The sequence below is a fragment of the Rhizobium grahamii genome, assembly GCF_009498215.1.
GTDB classification, from domain to species: Bacteria; Pseudomonadota; Alphaproteobacteria; order Rhizobiales; family Rhizobiaceae; genus Rhizobium; species Rhizobium grahamii_A.
In genome coordinates this window covers 323,553-341,393 of sequence record NZ_CP043498.1, presented here as the reverse complement: position 1 = coordinate 341,393, position 17,841 = coordinate 323,553, and the positions used below count along the sequence as shown (strand labels likewise).

The window sequence follows — 17,841 nt, the reverse complement described above, 5'->3', positions numbered from 1 at the left end:
TATTCGCAATCTCCTATGGCCGGGGATGCCTCGTCGCACCGTAGAACAAGCCTCCGCTTAAACCTACGAAATATCCTCGGAAACGAAAAACGCTCGCAGTGGCTTGCTGCGAGCGTTTCACTTTTCTCCCCGGTACCGATTTCCACATTGCAGTAAGTGGCTATCCGGAAACGGAGCTTTTCCTTTTCTTCAGGCTCAGAATTCCGTCCAGTCTTCCTGAACCGCAGCCGCCGTTGCAGCCCTGCCGCCACCGAAGGCCTTGGCGACCGTGCGGGTCAGTGCGCGGGCCGGCGATGCGACCGGGCGGGACGCGGGGCTGGCGACGGCCGCCCTTGGCGCTTCGGCGCGGGCATGGCCGAGATTGAACTGGCCGAGCAGATCGTCGAGAGCCGCTGCTTCCTGCGCCAGCGAGTGGCTCGCCGCCGTCTGCTCCTCGACCATGGCGGCATTTTGCTGCGTGCCCTGATCCATATTGTTGACGGCAGTGTTGATCTCCTGCAGGCCGACCGACTGCTCGCGCGTTGCGGTGACGATGGCGCCGACGTGCGTGTTGATCTCCTGGACCGCACCGACGATTTCGGCAAGCGCCTTGCCGGTTTCGTCGACCAGCGAGACGCCGGCATTAACCTGCGTGCCCGAGGTGTTGATCAGCGACTTGATCTCCTTGGCGGCATTTGCCGAGCGTTGTGCAAGCTCGCGCACTTCCTGTGCGACGACGGCAAAGCCCTTGCCCGCTTCGCCGGCACGCGCGGCTTCGACACCGGCGTTCAAGGCGAGAAGGTTGGTCTGGAACGCGATGTCGTCGATCACGCCGATGATGTTGCTGATCGCATCGGACGACTTCTCGATTTCCTGCATGGCGGCAACCGCCTTGCGGACGACATCGCCGGACTTCTCGGCACCGAGGCGCGTGCGCTCGACCAGCTGGCCGACATCCTCGGCGCGCTTGGCAGAGTCGCGAACGGTGGTGGTGACTTCCTCGAGCGCTGCCGCCGTCTCCTCGACGGCTGCGGCCTGCTGCTCGGTGCGGCGTGCGAGATCATCGGCAGCCGAGCGGATTTCACCGGCGCCGGCATTGATGGCGGACGCATTGCGGCCAACCGACTGAAGGGCAGCCTGCAGCTTCTCGACGGCGTTGTTGAAGTCGTTGCGGAGACGGTCGAACTGCGACGCGAAGGGCGTCGTGATGCGGACGGCGACATTGCCGTTGGCAAGATCGGACAGACCACTGGCGAGGCCTTCGATGGCGAAACGGAGTTCTGCTTCCTCGCGTGCCTTCTGCTCGTCGCTCATCTGGCGCTGGCGCTCGGCATCGCTGCGCATCCGATCGGTTTCGCCCGAAAGGCGCAACTTCTCGATCGCCGCATCCTTGAAGACAAGAACCGACTGGGCCATGCGGCCGACTTCGTCCTGGCGATCGAGCGCCGGGACGTCGATGTCGTGCTGGCCACCGGCCAGACGGCCCATGGCGGACGTCATGCCGACGATCGGGCGAACGATGCTGCGCGACAGCATCCAGGCAAGCAGCACGGCAGCAGCGGCAGCGGCAATGCCGCCGGTGAACAGGCTGATGTTCAGCGCCCGGCTCGCCTGCGCCTTGCTGTCGGCAAGCGCATTCGACTCGTCGCGGGCTGCGGCTTTGATCTTGGCGGAAGCCTGACGGAAGCCGTCGAGCTGCCCCTTCGTCTCGTTGACGCCGATCTTGACGATCTGGTCGACGGGCATGTCGGTTTCCTTGCGCGCCTTCGACTGCGGTTCGGCAAGCTGGTGGAAATAGAGATCTGCGGCCTTCTGCATGGCGTCGATCTGGCCGACGAAATCACCGTTGCCGGCAGCCGTCGTCCGTGCCGCATCGATCGCCTTCAGCATGCGCTCGCGGTTCGCGAAAATATCGCCATAGGTGCTGTCGCTGCGAAACAGCAGGAAGCCGCGCAGATTGACGGCCTGCTCAAGCATCGCCTGCAGCGCATCGTCGATCTGGTTGACGAGCAGTTCCGACTTCTTCTGCTGAATGGCAGCTTCGGCAACCACATTCGCCTTGAAGTAAACAAAGCTGGAAACGGATAGAAAGATAAGGATCAGCGCAGCGAAAGTCGCGGCGAGCTTACCGTTCAGGGACATGTTCTTGGCCAACATCAGTCAATCTCTCTTGAAGCGCACAGGCATGGCAAAGCCAGAGCATGCGGACGCATACTTTGGTAATTCGGCGAACATGATCGGCAGATCTGATTGAGGGCCATCATGGCAAAAGCGGCCACGGACCGCTGCAATCAGCCAAACCATAGGTGGCAAGGCTTTCGATTTATTTAAAAAATTGTGCGGCGCAACACGCCGGGTGATCAGGCACGGCCGCTGGTGGTGAGCGCGCCGGTCACTATTGCGTTATCGTGAAACTTCACTGTTTTAGGGTTTAGCCAGCGGTCCGCGGATGCCGATGCAGTTGCCCCAGGGATCGCGGACCTGACACATCCAGAGCTCTCCATCGATTTTCATTGGGCCTCGATAGAGAATGGCGCCGACGCTCTGCAGGTGCGCGAGGACCTGATCGAAATCATCCACCCACCAGTAGACGACAGAGCCGGCTGCGCCGCTGGCGACCTTTTCGTCAGCCGGCACGATCTCCAGCTGCGTCTGGCCGATCTTCAGGAATTCGAAGCCGGATGGCTCGCTGATCTCGACGACCGCGTCAGGAAACGCCCGCCGATACCACGCCATGCCTTCGGACATCGAGGCGACATGAACGAGGACGGCCGTTACAAAACTCATGACAACGCTCTTTTCGGTGAATCAGGAGCCCGTGGCGCTCGCGTGGTCGCTATAGGCCACTTCAACTCAGCAGTGAAGAATCTCTCTTCCGGCTTCACACGATGAATGTATATTAGCGATCCATAAATCATGCAGGGGATCAACATGCGCGCCGTCATCGGGGTTCTGGCTGCCACTTTGGTTATCGGGGGAGCCGCAGCAGCAGCTGAAAAGCAGAAGATGACTGGCCAGGAGCTGACGGCCCTGCTCGGCCAAGGAAAAGAGCTGATCCTCGGCGGTCCCGGAAAAGGGTATGCCGGCACCCTCTCGCTTGGCGCCGACGGCAAGGGAAAGGGCCAGGTGAAGCTCGACAACGGTCAGGTCATCCCGATCGAAGGCGTGTGGGCCATCAAGAAAGACAAGTTCTGCCGCACGTGGAAGGGCGGCCGGGATGCCGGAAAGGAAATCTGCGAGACGTGGGTGAAGACCGGCGACAAATCGGTCGAAGTCATGGTTGGCAAAAAGGACCTCGGAACGAATTCCTGGAACTGATAGCGACGTCCGCGTGGTGTGAGAACCAACAAAAGGCTTGCAACTGACGGCTTTGACCGTCATGGACAGCCGATGTCAGAACAGAACACACAACGTCTCGACCAACTTCTCGTCGGCCTCGGCCTTTTCGCGAGCCGCTCGCGTGCGCGCGATGCCGTGCAGCGCGGTACGGTAAAGGTGGGCGGCAAGGTTGTCCTCAAGGCCGGCGCGCTCTTTACCGAGGATGCGGTCATCGAAATCGACGATCCAGCGCAGGATTACGTCTCGCGCGCCGCCCTGAAGCTGACGGCCGCCCTCGACCATTTCAAGCTCGATCCCGCAGGTCAGCACTGTCTTGACGTCGGCGCCTCGACCGGCGGCTTCACCGAGGTTCTGCTGGAGCGCGGTGCCGCGCATGTGACGGCGATTGATGTCGGCCATGGCCAGATGCATCCTCGCCTGACCGCCGATCCGCGCGTGACGAACATCGAAGGGCTGAATGCCCGCAACCTCGTCGCGGACGATATCGGCCATGCGGTCTCGTTCATCGTCTCCGACGTTTCCTTCATCTCGCTGAAGCTGGCGCTTGCACCGGCACTCGACCTCGCTGAGCCCGGCACCGCTGCCGTGCTGCTGGTCAAGCCGCAGTTCGAGGCCGGGCGCGATGCGATCGGCAAGGGCGGGCTGCTCAAGGACCCCTCCTCCGCTCCCGCCGTTGCTGCCGAGCTGGAACGCTGGTTCGTCGAAGACATGGGCTGGGGGAGCCTCGGCCTCATCCCCTCGCCGATCGCCGGTGGCGACGGCAATCTGGAATTTCTTCTCGCAGGAACGAAGCCGTGAGCGCAGAAACCGTTACGATCCAGAAACTTGGCGCCTTGGGCGATGGCATCGCCAACAGCCCGGATGGCCCGATCTATGTCCCCTTCGCTCTACCTGGCGAGACGGTCGCGATCGCGCGCGTCAAAAGCCATGGCACCATCATGTCGATTGCGACGGCATCGCCCGATCGGCAGAAGCCGTCCTGCCGCCATTTCGGCCCCGATGGGGTGAACGGCACCTGTGGCGGCTGTACGCTGCAACATCTGACGGACGCACCCTATCGCGCCTTCAAGCGCCAGCTCGTCATAGACGCCCTGAAGTCGAAAGGCCTGACGCCTGATGTCGGCGAGCTCGTGGCCGCCCATCCCGGCGAGCGCCGGCGTGTCGTTTTCGCCGCCCGGCGGACCGAAAAGGACATGCTGATCGGCTTCAACCAGGCCGAAAGCCACCATATCGTCGCGATCGAGGAATGTCCTATCTCGTCGGCAGCGGTCATCGCCAGGCTGCCGGCGATCAAGGCCATCGGCGCGGCGCTGGCGACCAGCGCCGAGGCCTTCCGCATTTCCGTGCTTGAAACACTGTCGGGCCTCGACCTTGCCGTCGACGGCGTCAAGAAGCTCTCCGACCAGCAACGCCGCAAGGCGATCGAAACGGTGCTTACCCTTCGCGGCATCGCCCGCGTTTCGCTGAACGGCGAAATCCTCGTCGAGCCGGTAAAGCCGATCGTCGAATTCGGCGGCATCAACGTTTCGCCGCCACCGGGAGGCTTCACGCAGGCGACAAAGCAGGCCGAAGACGCAATGGCGGAGCTTGTCGTTGCTCACGTTGGCAAGGCAAAGCGGATTGCCGATCTTTTCGCCGGTGCCGGCACGTTCTCGCTCAGGCTCGCGCGGATCGGCCGCGTGCATGCCGTGGAGGGCGAAGACAAGGCGCTGGCTGCTCTCGACCATGCGGCGCGCAACGCACAGGGTTTGAAGCCTGTTACCGTCGAAAAACGCGATCTCTTCCGCCGGCCGCTGATGACAGCCGAGCTCAAGGTCTACGACGCGGTGGTCTTCGACCCACCACGCGCCGGGGCAGAATTCCAGTGCAAGGAGCTAGCCCGCTCTAGCGTCAAGAAGTTCGTGGCGGTCAGCTGCAACCCGCTGACGCTCGCCCGTGACCTCGCGATTCTGGTCGAGGGTGGCTATCGCATCACCAGCGTCACGCCGATCGACCAGTTTCTCTGGACATCGCATGTTGAGGTCGTGGCGACGCTGGAGAAATAAGGCCTGAACGCGAAAACGCCCGCGACGAGCGCGGGCGTTTCGATTGTTCGGTCTCTGCCTCGATCAGGCGGCATTGCGGCCGTATGATCCCGTGCCGTAGGATGCGGCCTGCAGGTTGAACTGGCTCAGCAGCTGCATCAGCTTGGCGGCTTCCTGCGCCAGCCCGTGGCTGGCAGCTGTCTGCTCTTCGACCATCGCGGCGTTCTGCTGCGTACCCTGATCCATCGTGTTCACTGCCGTATTGATCTCGGCCAACCCGGTCGACTGCTCTCGGGTTGCTGTCACGATCGCGTCGACGTGGCGGCTGATTTCCTGGACCTGCCCGACGATCGCTTCCAACGCCTTGCCGGTGTCGCCGACGAGCATCACGCCGGAGCGAACCTGGCTGTTCGAGGCGGTGATCAGGCTTTCGATTTCCTTGGCGGCGTGCGCGGAGCGCTGCGCCAGTTCGCGGACTTCCTGGGCGACAACGGCAAAGCCCTTGCCGGCCTCACCCGCGCGGGCCGCCTCAACGCCGGCATTCAGCGCCAGCAGGTTGGTCTGGAAGGCGATGTCGTCGATCACGCTGATGATGTTGGAGATCTTTTCGGACGAGCTCTCGATCTCCGTCATCGCCGAAACCGCCTTGCGGACGATGTTGCCGGATTCTTCGGCGCCGTTGCGCGTCCGGGTGACCAGCGTGCCGGCTTCCTCGGCGCGACGCGCGGTGTCCTTGACGGTCGTGGTGATCTCCTCGAGCGCTGCCGCCGTTTCCTCGATGGAGGCGGCCTGCTGCTCGGTGCGGCGGGCAAGACCGTCGGCCGCGGTGCGGATTTCTCCGGCGCCAGCGTCGATCGCGTGCGCGTTATCGCCGACTTCCTGCAGGACGGCGCGCAGTTTGGCGACGGAAGCGTTGAAGTCGCTCCGCAGCCGGTCAAGGTGATCGGCAAACGGTGTCTCGATCGTGCGCGTCAGATCGCCTTCCGAGAGAGCGCCCAAAGCGTCGGCCAGGGCTGCGACGGCGTGCTGGATCTCGGCGGCTTCGCGGGCCTTCGAGGCCTCGTTGCGCGAGCGCTCCTGCTGCGCCTGTTCACGGTTGTGCTCGGCATTGCGCTCGAGATCGAGACGCGCGAAGGAGTTGTCGCGGAAGACGGCGACGGCTGCGGCCATGTCGCCGATCTCATCCTTGCTACCCGCGTAGGGGACGGCAGCGTCGAGCTCGCCATCGGCGAGACGGGCCATGCGAACGGCAATCGTCGAGATCGGCTGCGAGATACGCTTCCATGCAAGGAAGGCGGCAGCGACGGCGACGGCCAGGGCGACGGCCAGGCCGCCGACGATCGACAGGATGCCTGCACTGTAGTTGCCTGATGCGGCTAAGAGCGCGGCATCGGTCGACTGCCGGTCCTTGGCCAGCATTCCATCGACGAGGGTCTGGATGTTGTTGGCAGACATCGAAAGTTCGCCGCGATAGATGCTGTTCGCCAGGCTGCGCTTGTTGTCGAGCGCGAGCGCAATGATCTTGTCGGCAAGTGCTGCGTCGTTGGCGAGCGCCTTCTGCAGGCGGCCAAAGTTCTGGCTCATGTAGTCGCTCTTCGGCTGCTTGTCGAAGGCTTCGATTGCGGTGTTAAGACGCTGGCGACGGGTCTTGAGTGTCGTCTCGGCGTTGCGGAAGTCCGTCTTGCCGGTCGCGAGCAGATAGTCGGCATAGCTGCGGCGAACGTCGTTCAGCGTCGTGACGATCGCGTAGAGCCGCTCGGTGTTCGGAATATTCTGCGCGCCGATCTGCCGGGTGTTGGCTTCCAGATTGGTCAGCGAGAAGGCCGCGATCGCGCCCTGCACGAGCGTAATGACAACGAGAGACAGGAAGAGAAGCGGAAGGAGCGTTTTGATCTTCAGTTTGGACATGCGGCTATCTCATGCGACGGAGGACATGGCACGGCCGATCGCGTGGATCGCCGGTGCGGTTTCGTCCCGATGGTTGTTGCGGAGGGTATCCGGACGATGTCCGGCCTGCGTCATGCATTGCATGTCACTAAAGACGAATATCCGTAAAATTTGATTAAAAGTATTATTTTTTAAGCAACTGCTGATCGGTGCGTCACAAACGAAAACGCCCGCGACGAGCGCGGGCGTTTCCGTGATGCTTGTTCAATGTCGATCAGGCGGCGTGACGGCTGTACGCCATGCCTTGGGCTACGGTCTGAAGATTGAACTGGCTGAGCAGCTGCATCAGCTTCGCAGCCTCCTGCGCCAGTCCGTGACTTGCCGCCGTCTGCTCCTCGACCATGGCTGCATTCTGCTGCGTGCCCTGGTCCATCGTATTGACGGCCGTGTTGATCTCGGCGAGCCCGGTCGACTGCTCGCGGGTTGCTGTCACGATCGCATCGACGTGGCGGCTGATCTCCTGCACCTGACCGACGATCGCTTCCAGCGCCTTGCCGGTGTCGCCGACCAGGGTGACGCCGGAGCGGACCTGGCTGTTCGAGGCGGTGATCAGGCTTTCGATTTCCTTCGCGGCCTGGGCCGAGCGCTGCGCCAACTCGCGGACCTCCTGAGCGACGACGGCAAAGCCCTTGCCGGCTTCACCGGCGCGGGCCGCCTCGACGCCGGCGTTCAGTGCCAGCAGGTTGGTCTGGAAGGCGATGTCGTCGATCACGCCGATGATGTTTGCGATCTTCTGCGAAGACTGCTCGATCTCGGTCATTGCCGAAACCGCCTTGCGAACGATGTTGCCGGATTCCTCGGCGCCGGACCGCGTCCGCGAGACGAGACCGCCGACGTCTTCGGCGCGGCGAGCCGTGTCCTTGACCGTGGTGGTGATCTCTTCCAGAGCGGCAGCGGTTTCCTCGACCGAGGCGGCCTGCTGTTCGGTGCGGCGAGCAAGACCATCAGCGGCGGTACGGATTTCGGTGGCGCCGGCGTCGATGGCGTGGGCATTGTTGCCAACCATCTGCAGCGCGCCATGCAGCTTGCCGACAGCGGTGTTGTAATCCGTGCGCAGGCGATCGAGATGTGCCGCGAAAGGCGTCTCGATACGATGACCGAGGTCGCCATCCGAGAGGGCGCCAAGCGCACCGGCGAGCGCATCCACCGCATTGCGGATTTCAGTCGCTTCACGGTTCTTCTGCACTTCGCGTTCCTGGCGCTCGCGTTCCGTCAACGCACGACCGGACTCGGCCTCGCCTTCCAGGCGGGCGCGATCGACGGCGTTTCTCTTGAAGACGGCGACAGCCTCGGCCATGGAACCGATCTGGTCACGGCGGTCTTCGCCGGGGATGGCAACGGTGAGGTCGCCAGCCGCGAGCTTCTGCATGGCAGCGGTCATGTCGGTCACCGGGCGGATGACCAGACCATGAAGCAGCCAGGCCATCGCGGCGATCATCAGGCCGACGGCAAGGATGGTGGCGATGGTTGCCGCGATGCGGAATTCATTGAGCGACGAAAACGCGGCATCGCTGTCGACAACGAAGCCGAGATACCATTCGACCGACGGCAAGCCGGCGACCGGCATGAAACTGACAAGGACGTCCTTACCGGCAAATTCGGTCGCTGCGAGCTTCGAAGCGATCGTCGGGGTTTCCGCCGGGAAGGCATCCGCGAGGCTCTTCGTCACCAGCTTTGCGTCGGGATGGATGAGGATCTGGCCGCTCTTGTTGACGAGGAAGGCGGTGCCCTTGCCGCCGAGATCGATCTTCTTGATCATCTCGACCATGGTCTTCAGCGAGAAATCGCTGCCAACGACGCCGGCAAGCTTGCCGTTGCGGCTGACCGGCACGGCAGCGCTGATGATCAGGTCGCCGCTCGATGCGTCGGTATAGGGCTCGGTCATGACGCTGGCGTTTGCCTTTACGGCGTCCTGATACCACGGGCGCTTGCGCGGATCGTAACCGTCAGGCATCGGCAGCTTCGGCCACATGGTGAAGACGCCCTGCTCATCGCCGAAATAGGTGCTGACGAACTGGCTGGTGAGGACGTCATTCTGCAGCACGCCTTCGACCGCCGGCTGATCGGCGCTGCGACCAACGGCGTTGGCGACCATCGCCGTCAGCGTCACGCGGCCGTTCATCCAGTTGGCGAGGCTGTTTGCAGCCTGCTCGCCCGACGAGCGGATGTTCGCTTCGATCGCGGCAGTGGCGGTGCTGCGTTCGACGGAATTGATGTAGTAGGAGAAGGCTGCAAAGGCTGCGAGAACAACGGCAGACGCGGCAACGAGAATGCGCGTCATCAGGTTCGTCTTCTTTTTCAAGGAAGTTTCCTTTCGGGGAACGGTCCGCGTATCAACCGCGGGCCGCTCGAAGCGGCAAGATGCTGGGGCAGAGCGAAACGAAGCGCCTCATGCGCCCGGGCGGCTGTGACAGTTGCCAGCCGACACCTCGTAATATTAGAATGATATTTAAAACAGGCTTAAAATTTGACGAAAATCAATCGAGTGGGTGTTAACGGCGCATGAAAGCCTCGAATGCCGACTTCGCTTCGGCGCTGTGGAGACGTGCCGAGAAATGCCGCGCTTCCTCGTCGATCCGGGCGATGATCTCGTCACGGTCGCCGCGAATGAGATCGCGGGCGATACGCAGTGCTTCCGGCGGCTTGGCGGCGAGTGCCGAGGCAGCCTTGAGGGCTGCCGTCTCGACCTCTTCGGGCGGGCAGAGCCGCCACACGATGCCCGCACTTTTTGCCTCTTCGCCGGAGAAGGCCTCGCCGGCCGCGAGCAGCGCAAATGCGCGCTGATGTCCCATGACGCGCGGCGCGATGAGGCTTGATGCCGCTTCCGGCACGAGGGCCAGATCGACGAAGGGCGTGCGGAACTGGCTTCGCACCGACGCGATCGTCAGGTCGCAGTGAAGGTGCATCGTCGTGCCGATGCCGATCGCCAGCCCGTCAACACCCGAGACGACGGGCTTCTGAGATCGAACCAGGGCGTAGAGAAACTCGACGATCTCGACCGGCATACCGCCGCCCATCGCAGCGGCGAGGAAGTCGCCAAGATCGTTGCCGGCCGAAAAGCAGCCTTCCGTACCGAGGAAGACAGTGGCGCGGATCGCCGCGTCCCGATCGGCAGCGGTCAGGGCAGCCGTCATCTTCGCGTACATGGCGCGCGTGATCGCATTCTTCTTTTCGGCGCGATTGAAGCGGATGACTTGGACGCCGGGATGAGCCTCAAGCTGCTCCACGATGATATGATCCGTCATTGCAAACTCCCTCAGGCCAGAACAAGACGCGCCGCGACAAGGCTCGCCGCGCCGCCGATGACGGTATCCTTGAGCGCCGCTGCCTCGGCGAGCAGGTTTTCGGCCGCAAAACGGCAGAGAGCGACGCGAGCTGTCTGCTTGCCATCCCCGGCTTCTGCGAGCGCACCCTTTGCAAGGTAGCAACCCGTCAATGCTAGGCCGAAGAGGCGCAGATAGGGTGTGGCACCCGAAAGCGCTTCGACGGTCCGCCCCGCAGCAAGCTCGGCGAGAAGCCAATCGGTGGTTTCGGCCAGATCCGTGATCGCGGCATCCAGGCGGTTTGCCGTCGATCCGAAGCCATCGAGGTTCGAGCGGCGAACGTCGTCGGCAATGACGTTCAATTCTGCAATCAGGCTTCTGATCTCGTCGCCACCGGACAGCGGGAGCTTGCGGGTCACCAGATCGATTGCCTGAATGCCGTTCGTACCTTCGTAGATCGGGGCGATGCGGGCATCGCGGAGATAGCGGGCGGCGCCGGTCTCCTCGATGAAGCCCATGCCGCCATGCACCTGTATGCCAAGCGACGCGACATCGACGCCGACATCGGTGGAGAAGGCCTTGGCAATCGGGGTCAGCAATGCTGCCCTCTCCTGCCAGTGCTGCGGCTTGTCGGACGCGCGACGGGCCATGTCGATCGCGTGGGCGCAGCTGTAGGCGATGGAACGGGCGCCCTGGGTCAGTGCCTTCATGGTCAGCAGCATGCGGGCGACATCCGGATGCTCGATGATCGGGCTCATACCGGAACCGCTCCAGCCGGGGCCTTGCCCTGGGTGCGTTCGCCGGCGAAGGCAACGGCCTTCTGCGTGGCGGCCTCCGCAACGGCGACGCCCTGCATTCCAACGGCCAGGCGCGCATTGTTCATCATCGTGAACATGCAGGCGAGACCCTTGTTTTCCTCGCCGACCAGCCAGCCGATTGCACCCTTTTCCGCGCCGAAACGGCCGTCGCCGAAGATCATCGTGCAGGTTGGCGAGCCATGGATGCCGAGCTTGTGTTCCAGAGCATGGGCAAACAGGTCATTTCTTTCACCGAGAGATCCGTCGGCATCGACCAGGAACTTTGGAACGAGAAACAGCGATATGCCGCGCGTGCCGGCCGGCGCATCGGGCAGACGGGCGAGAACGAGGTGGACGATGTTATCAGCCGCATCGTGCTCGCCCCAGGTGATGAAGATCTTCTGGCCGAATATCCGATAGGTGCCGTCGTCGCGGCGCTCGGCGCGTGTCCGGAGAGCGCCGAGGTCGGAGCCGGCGTGCGGCTCCGTCAGGTTCATCGTGCCGGTCCACTCGCCGGAAACGAGCTTGGGCAGATAGGTCTGTTTCAGCGCATCGCTGCCGTGGGCATGAAGGGCCTCGACCGCTCCCATCGTCAATGTGGGGCAGATCGCGAAGGCCATCGAACCGGAATTCCACATTTCGAGCGCCGCGACATTCAGCATGTGCGGCAGCCCCTGGCCGCCGAATTCTTCCGCTGCCGTGAGACCATTCCAGCCGCCAGCCGTCCAATTCCTGTAAAGATCGCGCCAGCCGTCGGCTATGGTCACCCGGCCATCAGCGATGCGCGCTCCCTGCCGGTCGCCGATGTCTGCAAGGGGGGCGATTTCTTCCGTGGCGAAGCGCCCAGCTTCGGCCAGGATCGCATCGACAACATCCTCTTCGAGATCACCGAACGTCCCCTCTTCCAACGCCGGGCCAAGGCCCGCGACGTGCTTGAGCGTAAATGCGATGTCCTCGACAGGCGCCTTGTACATGGTCTGCGATCTCCTCGTATGACGGTCGGGCGGGCAAATACCTCAACCTCTCCTCCGTCGGCAGAGCTAATTGATTTTTACGTAAACGTCAATTTTAAAGTCACGGTAACCGTCGTTGTATAGGGCTGGAGTGTGGCGATTGGACACTTGTACAAACGACTGTCATGGAGAATGACTAGAGCAACGCCGAGAACCACGCTGGCGAGAACACGCATGCCCGCAATCGCAAGAGGACCAGCGACCATGGATACATTGCCCGTCAATATCCCGGGATTGGTCTGGGCCTATCGCTTTGCTCCTGAGAGCGGCAAGGCTATCCGCCTGCAGAACAGTTCCGGCCCGGCCGAACTGACGGCGGAAGGCGGCTTCTATTGGCTGCATCTCAACCTTGCCGACGCGCGCGTCCCCGGCTTGCTGGATTCGCTCGATGGACTGACGCCGGACGCGAAGGCGGCGCTCACCACGCATGACACGCACTCCGCCATCACGGTCGACGATCAGATGCTCTACGGCACGCTCGTCGATTGCCAGCGCGAGTTCGACCACGAGACGGCCGATCTCGGCTGGCTGCACTTTGCAATATCGGACCGGTTCATCATCACGACGCGGCTGCAGCCGCTCCGCAGCGTCGACAGGGCGCGCGCCCTCATCGAGAAGAACCCGGCGAAGTTCGCGCGGCCCGTCGATCTCTTCGAAATGCTGGTGATCGAGTTCCAGAGAACGTTGATATCCATCGTCATGGAGATCACCGAGGAACTGAACCTGATCGAGGACTACGTCTACGACAACGCGCCCCGCGACGAGCGCCGGCGCCTTGCCCCCGTGCGCAGAACGGTGGTGCGCATTCATCGGCACCTGCGAACCGTGCTAAGCCTCATGCGCCGGGCGGCCGCCTCCGATGACGAGGAAATGCCGTTCGGCTTCGAGGACATCGCCGGACGGCTGACAAGCCGGCTGGAAACCGTCGATCACGACATATACACTCTGCAGGACAGGGCGCGCCTGCTGCACGAGGAAATCGACTCCAAGCTCTCCTCGGAGACGAACCGGCACCTCTACATCCTGTCGATCATGACCGCTTTCCTGCTGCCCCCGACGCTCGTCACCGGCTTCTTCGGCATGAACACCGCCAATCTGCCGTTCGCGCAAGGGTCGAACGGCACGGAATACGCTGTCGGACTGATTATCGCCTCGGTCGCGCTGGCCTGGTGGCTCTTGCGGCGCGTCGACATCCTCTGATGACAAGGTGTTCCCTCGCGTGGAACGATCGCTTTCTCTGTCATGCCGGCCTTGAGCCGGCATCTAGCGGCACCGCGTCTGCGGTGCCAAAGAGCCTTTTTGCGCGCAGGGACTTGCACGCTGGACCCCGGCTCGTAGGCCGGGGTGACGGCGGAGAGGTTTAGCACGACATGAATGTCGGGCTCGCTATTGTGCCTCAATACGGCGAGACGCATTGCCGGCGCGGGCCGCTGTTCGGCTGGAACGTATTGTCATAGGCGCGATAGGAACGGTACCGCGCTTCGCACCATGCCACGTGTGCGGAATCGCCTTCAGGCGCCGGCGCATAGCGCGGTTCGGATGCAATCGCGCCACCGATGACGGCACCTGCGCCGAAGGCCGCGAGCGGGAACCAGTAACCGTTATAGTAGCGATAGCCGTTGCGATAATAGGGATAGCCACGATAGCCGCCGTACCAACCCGGTCGATAGGCCGGACGATAGCCAGGATAATAACCGGGACGGTAGGCGGGCCGGTAACCGGGATAATAACCCGGGCGATAGCCAGGCCCATAGCCCGGTCGGTAGCCGGGGCGAGCGCAGCGGCCATAGGCGCAGTACTGCACATTCTGGACATCGGTCTTGCCGGTCTCAGGTGCGCCCGGCATCTGCATAGCCTGCGTCGGCAGCACGCCGGCGAAAAGCATCATGGACGCGCTGATCGCGACCGCCATTTTTCTCAATCGACTGATCATCGAAACTCCGATCACAAGAGGCAAAATCCCATAACCCAACGCAGATGGTGGCATATTGTTCCCACCCTCACTTAAATCTCGCTGTTCGCGATGCATTTTAGATATGCGGCATCTCGGATTAACTGGACATTAACCAGTTTTCACCACGCTCGTTCCATGAGGCGCTGCAGTGGAAAATTCATCTTCCGTCTTCTGCTTCTGGCGCTTGCAGCCAGTGTTCCTCAACACGCCACGGCATCCGACACTCTCCCCTGGAACGACCCTGCCAATGCACTTGTGGTCGACGCCTACGAACTGAATACCGTCGACTGGGAGGCCCTGCTTTCGGACAAGCGCATTTCCGGCTTCATCTCCAAGGCTTCCGATGGGCTGCCCGAATCGTTCGACTGCACGGGCGACCATGCCGGCGATACGGTGGCGCACTGCAAGACGATGTGGCGCAAGTACGCCGTCAGCCGCGAGCTGTTCCAGACACGGCGGCTGGTCGCCCGAGCGGCGGGACTGCTCTGGGGCGCCTATCATCTGGCAAGACCCGGAAACCCGATCGATCAGGCAAACCACTTCCTCGATTATGCCGATCCCAAGCCCGATGAAATGATGATCCTCGATATCGAAGGTCTCGATCCGCAGAATTTCATGTCGCTCGAGGATGCGCAGATCTTCGCCGGTCACATCAAGGCGCGCACCGGCCGCTATCCCGTGCTCTACACGAACAACAACACGGCCCGCTATATCGCCGCCTACCGGAACGACTACCCGGTGCTCGCCCGCCTGCCGCTATGGTACGCGCGGTACAAGCCGGACATCAAAGGTGTCTTTCCGCTGGCGAACTGGGACAATTACCTGCTCTGGCAGTTTTCCTCGGGGTAAATTGCAGCAAGCGGCGCTGCCCCTACCGGGTGCCGGGAACATTGACCGATATCGACGTCAACGTGGCGCCGATGAGCAAAAGCGAGCTTGCGAAAGTGTGGGCCGGGGGTGCGCTGCTGCCGGCGCGCGAACCGGATCCGCCGCTGGTTCTCGCTAAGATGGAGATGGAGCCAAAATTTGCCACCGCTCGCGAGCTCGATCCGATCACCACGTCCTCGGTGCCGAAGCGCGAGATCAACGCGCTGAACTATCAGGATTTCTGAGCGTCCGGAAACGAAAGCGACCCCGCCTCCCTCAAGGAAACGGAGCCGCTTGGGAGATCCCATATGCCGATCAGGCGACGACGGAGAGCTTTGCCTGATCGCCCTGGATACGGTTGATCATGAAGTTCCCATACCATTCGAGGAACTGCATGACGCCGCCTTCATGCAGCATCGAGTACGGACCAGGCTCGTAGGCCGGCGAATGGATGCCGAAGGCGTTCTCTTCGACGATGCGCCGATCCTGATCGTTGGTCTCGGTCCAGACGTGGGTCAGTTCCTCGAGATTGTAGTCGACGCCTTCGACTGCATCCTTGTGCACGAGCCACTTGGTCGTGACCGCCGTCTCGTTGGGGCTGAGCGGCAGCACACGGAAGGAGATCGCGTGATCGCCGAGGATGTGGTTCCACGTCGTTGGATAGTGGAAGAGCAGCATGGTGCCGATCCGGTCGATCGTCACGTCATCCGACAGTGCACGGCCGACGGCGCGCTTGCCCGACATGGTGTAGCTCTCTGCATCTTCGATCAGCGGCATACGGGCGGTGCGGAACTGACCGTCCGGTGAAATCTGGAACTTGCTCGGCAGGCCGGCGGCCTCGCAACGGGCCCAATGTCCTGCAATCTCCGGATCGTCGGCGCCGCCATCGGTTCCTGTGACGCTCGGCGCTTCCGGATAGGTGCGGCAGAGTTCCGGGTGATTGGCCGCGCAGTGATAGCACTCGCGGTTGTTTTCCCAGACGAGCTTCCAGTTGCCCTTTTCAATGATCGTGCTCTGGAAGGCAACCTTCGCATCGCTCAGGTGATGCGGCAGCATGTAGGGGGCGACCATGTCGCGGACAGGTTGGAAATCGGGCGCCTTGTCGGCGAGACAGATGAAGATGTAGCCCGCGAAGCTCTCGCAATGAACCGGCTTCAGGCTATAGCCGCTCTTGTCGAAATCATCGCCCATGTGGCGAGCAAAGGCGAGCTTGCCGTCAAGATCGTAGGCCCACTGGTGATAGGGGCAGACGAGGCGAACCGATGAACCGTGTTCCTTGGTGCAGACGCGCGAACCGCGATGGCGACAGCTGTTGTGGAAGGCGCGGATGACGTTGTCGCGACCGCGAACGATGACGACAGGATACTGGCCGATCTGAACAGTAAAATACGCGCCCGGCTTCGGCAGCTCGCAATCATGGCCCATGAACAGCCAGTCGCGGTAGTAGATCATTTCCATATCGAGCTTGAAGTAATCCTCGTCGATATAGAAAGGCTGTTCCAGGCTGAAACCTTCGCGGCGATTCTTGAGCTGCCGCAGGGCGTTGCTGCGAATATCCATATGCATATCCTCGTCTGTTCGGGCCACCGCCTGCTGGGAGCGACAACCACAGGAAGCACGTACTTCCTCTCCACCGGGAGACATTCTCTTCTAGCGTATATAATCACCGCAAAAGCCGGCCTCGTGGCTGCTAAGCGACATCGGCTTCGAAATTGACGACAGCCACATCACCTTTGTTATCCGAGCACTTTATGCCACAATAGCTGCCTGCGCGCACGGCATTTTCGCCATTTGCGACATGGAGCCGATGGCTGAAAAGACACCGGCCTTCAAAGGAAATCCGCCGGCATGATCTATTTGCGACACTCACGGAAGCGAATTCTTCCGGGCGCAGATGCGGGCAGGCGCTTAACACGCCGTTAAGCATGATTGCTTATCGTTTTCGCCAATCTCCCGAGCATGCGGAATGCAATCATGGCGAAACTTCGTTACTTCGACACGACCCAGACCACGGACGAGCCGGAAAACGCGGCTGCCGCGCCGCATTCCGAATTCCTGCGAACCGGCAAGATCACGCGAAACCGCGCCCACTGGCTCGCAGCCGAACGCCGCTACCTGACGCATGACGAGGTCGCGGAGACGACAGGGCGCCGGCTGCAAACGGCCGGTGAGAAGACCCATCAGCACATCAACGGCTTCCATCGGGCGATACAGTTCCCGAAGATGGTGTTTCATCGGACGCTGAGGGACAGCCCGCATCTCGGCTACTGCCACGTCACCGCGTCCCGGACCAAGTTCGCCCACTACGAGGACGTCAGCTGGGCGTTCTACATCGCCAACTTCTATGCCGATATCGGCGACAACGACAATTTCTTCCAGCATATCGATGTCCAGTATTCGCGCATGTACTTCGCCGTGGCGATCCGTCCGGGCGAGCATACCGCCGAGAGGATGACGATCGACCGGAACGTGCGCGGCAACGGCGTGCTCTTCCGCACCCACGATCCGCAGGTCGCGATCAAGAACGTGCTGCTTCTCGGCGCCCGCAACGAACAGCTGCGCGAAATCATCCGCCAGCTCTGATTGATCATTCGCAAGCTCTGATCGAGATCATCCGGCAGCTGCGATATTGATCGCGAGGCGCGGAAGGCCTATGGA

Annotated in this window: 12 protein-coding genes and 2 pseudogenes; 6 read left to right on the top strand and 8 right to left on the bottom strand. The window is 62.0% G+C overall.

From position 1 onward, the window contains the following. Positions 1-195: 195 nt before the first annotated feature. Both FZ934_RS01655 and FZ934_RS01650 read right to left on the bottom strand, forming a co-directional pair. Positions 196-2,136, bottom strand: coding sequence for a methyl-accepting chemotaxis protein (locus FZ934_RS01655; RefSeq protein WP_153269640.1), 1,941 nt, complete (start codon positions 2,134-2,136; stop codon positions 196-198). Positions 2,137-2,403: 267 nt separating this feature from the next. Further along, positions 2,404-2,766: a glyoxalase/bleomycin resistance/dioxygenase family protein gene (locus FZ934_RS01650; RefSeq protein WP_153269639.1), complete on the bottom strand. Its 363-nt coding sequence runs from the start codon at positions 2,764-2,766 to the stop codon at positions 2,404-2,406. 144 nt (positions 2,767-2,910) lie between these two features. Between FZ934_RS01650 and FZ934_RS01645 the strand changes: the two genes are divergently transcribed. The 3 genes from FZ934_RS01645 to FZ934_RS01635 all read left to right on the top strand — a co-directional run bounded on the left by FZ934_RS01645 (position 2,911) and on the right by FZ934_RS01635 (position 5,363). After that, the gene (locus FZ934_RS01645) at positions 2,911-3,297 is read left to right on the top strand and encodes a hypothetical protein (RefSeq protein ID WP_153269638.1); all 387 of its coding nucleotides are present in this window, start codon (positions 2,911-2,913) and stop codon (positions 3,295-3,297) included. A gap of 72 nt (positions 3,298-3,369) precedes the next feature. Continuing rightward, positions 3,370-4,116, top strand: a complete 747-nt coding sequence (locus tag FZ934_RS01640) for a TlyA family RNA methyltransferase (protein ID WP_153269637.1) — start codon at positions 3,370-3,372, stop codon at positions 4,114-4,116. Next, on the top strand, positions 4,113-5,363 hold the full coding sequence (locus tag FZ934_RS01635; RefSeq protein WP_153269636.1) for a class I SAM-dependent RNA methyltransferase: 1,251 nt from the start codon (positions 4,113-4,115) through the stop codon (positions 5,361-5,363). Before FZ934_RS01640 ends, FZ934_RS01635 begins: the two co-directional genes overlap by 4 nt. Before the next feature lie 63 nt (positions 5,364-5,426). Here the strand turns inward: FZ934_RS01635 and FZ934_RS01630 are convergent, their stop codons facing one another. The 4 genes and pseudogenes from FZ934_RS01630 to FZ934_RS01615 all read right to left on the bottom strand — a co-directional run bounded on the left by FZ934_RS01630 (position 5,427) and on the right by FZ934_RS01615 (position 12,323). Then, a complete protein-coding gene (locus FZ934_RS01630) occupies positions 5,427-7,250 on the bottom strand; it encodes a HAMP domain-containing methyl-accepting chemotaxis protein (RefSeq protein ID WP_153269635.1) in 1,824 nt (607 codons plus the stop codon). 253 nt (positions 7,251-7,503) lie between these two features. Next, positions 7,504-9,591, bottom strand: a complete 2,088-nt coding sequence (locus tag FZ934_RS01625; protein ID WP_153269634.1) for a methyl-accepting chemotaxis protein — start codon at positions 9,589-9,591, stop codon at positions 7,504-7,506. Between the two features lie 190 nt (positions 9,592-9,781). Beyond that, positions 9,782-10,534, bottom strand: coding sequence for a crotonase/enoyl-CoA hydratase family protein (locus FZ934_RS01620; RefSeq protein WP_153269633.1), 753 nt, complete (start codon positions 10,532-10,534; stop codon positions 9,782-9,784). Positions 10,535-10,545: 11 nt separating this feature from the next. After that, positions 10,546-12,323: pseudogene (locus tag FZ934_RS01615) on the bottom strand (acyl-CoA dehydrogenase). Positions 12,324-12,566: 243 nt separating this feature from the next. Here FZ934_RS01615 and FZ934_RS01610 point away from each other — a divergent pair. Beyond that, positions 12,567-13,562, top strand: a complete 996-nt coding sequence (locus FZ934_RS01610; protein WP_153269632.1) for a transporter — start codon at positions 12,567-12,569, stop codon at positions 13,560-13,562. A gap of 196 nt (positions 13,563-13,758) precedes the next feature. Here the strand turns inward: FZ934_RS01610 and FZ934_RS01605 are convergent, their stop codons facing one another. Then, positions 13,759-14,295 carry a BA14K family protein gene (locus tag FZ934_RS01605; RefSeq protein ID WP_153269631.1) on the bottom strand — a complete coding sequence of 179 codons (537 nt, stop codon included), beginning with the start codon at positions 14,293-14,295 and terminating at the stop codon, positions 13,759-13,761. 156 nt (positions 14,296-14,451) lie between these two features. Between FZ934_RS01605 and FZ934_RS01600 the strand changes: the two are divergent. Next, positions 14,452-15,428: pseudogene (locus FZ934_RS01600) on the top strand (glycoside hydrolase family 25 protein). A gap of 70 nt (positions 15,429-15,498) precedes the next feature. On the opposite strand, the gene FZ934_RS01595 reads toward FZ934_RS01600, so the two are convergent. Continuing rightward, positions 15,499-16,743 carry an aromatic ring-hydroxylating oxygenase subunit alpha gene (locus FZ934_RS01595; RefSeq protein WP_153269630.1) on the bottom strand — a complete coding sequence of 415 codons (1,245 nt, stop codon included), beginning with the start codon at positions 16,741-16,743 and terminating at the stop codon, positions 15,499-15,501. A gap of 414 nt (positions 16,744-17,157) precedes the next feature. Here FZ934_RS01595 and FZ934_RS01590 point away from each other — a divergent pair, with 414 nt between their 5' ends. Next, complete coding sequence (locus FZ934_RS01590) at positions 17,158-17,766, top strand: DUF6656 family protein (protein ID WP_153269629.1); 609 nt, start codon at positions 17,158-17,160, stop codon at positions 17,764-17,766. The last annotated feature ends 75 nt before the right edge of the window (positions 17,767-17,841 follow it).

Excerpts from the sequence above, each read along its gene's own strand:
- FZ934_RS01590 (WP_153269629.1), top strand. The coding sequence starts at position 17,158 with ATGGCGAAACTTCGTTACTTCGACACGACCCAGACCACGGACGAGCCG.
- FZ934_RS01605 (WP_153269631.1), bottom strand. The coding sequence starts at position 14,295 with ATGATCAGTCGATTGAGAAAAATGGCGGTCGCGATCAGCGCGTCCATG.
- FZ934_RS01595 (WP_153269630.1), bottom strand. The coding sequence starts at position 16,743 with ATGGATATTCGCAGCAACGCCCTGCGGCAGCTCAAGAATCGCCGCGAA.
- FZ934_RS01650 (WP_153269639.1), bottom strand. The coding sequence starts at position 2,766 with ATGAGTTTTGTAACGGCCGTCCTCGTTCATGTCGCCTCGATGTCCGAA.
- FZ934_RS01620 (WP_153269633.1), bottom strand. The coding sequence starts at position 10,534 with ATGACGGATCATATCATCGTGGAGCAGCTTGAGGCTCATCCCGGCGTC.
- FZ934_RS01640 (WP_153269637.1), top strand. The coding sequence starts at position 3,370 with ATGTCAGAACAGAACACACAACGTCTCGACCAACTTCTCGTCGGCCTC.
- FZ934_RS01655 (WP_153269640.1), bottom strand. The coding sequence starts at position 2,136 with ATGTTGGCCAAGAACATGTCCCTGAACGGTAAGCTCGCCGCGACTTTC.
- FZ934_RS01645 (WP_153269638.1), top strand. The coding sequence starts at position 2,911 with ATGCGCGCCGTCATCGGGGTTCTGGCTGCCACTTTGGTTATCGGGGGA.
- FZ934_RS01630 (WP_153269635.1), bottom strand. The coding sequence starts at position 7,250 with ATGTCCAAACTGAAGATCAAAACGCTCCTTCCGCTTCTCTTCCTGTCT.
- FZ934_RS01610 (WP_153269632.1), top strand. The coding sequence starts at position 12,567 with ATGGATACATTGCCCGTCAATATCCCGGGATTGGTCTGGGCCTATCGC.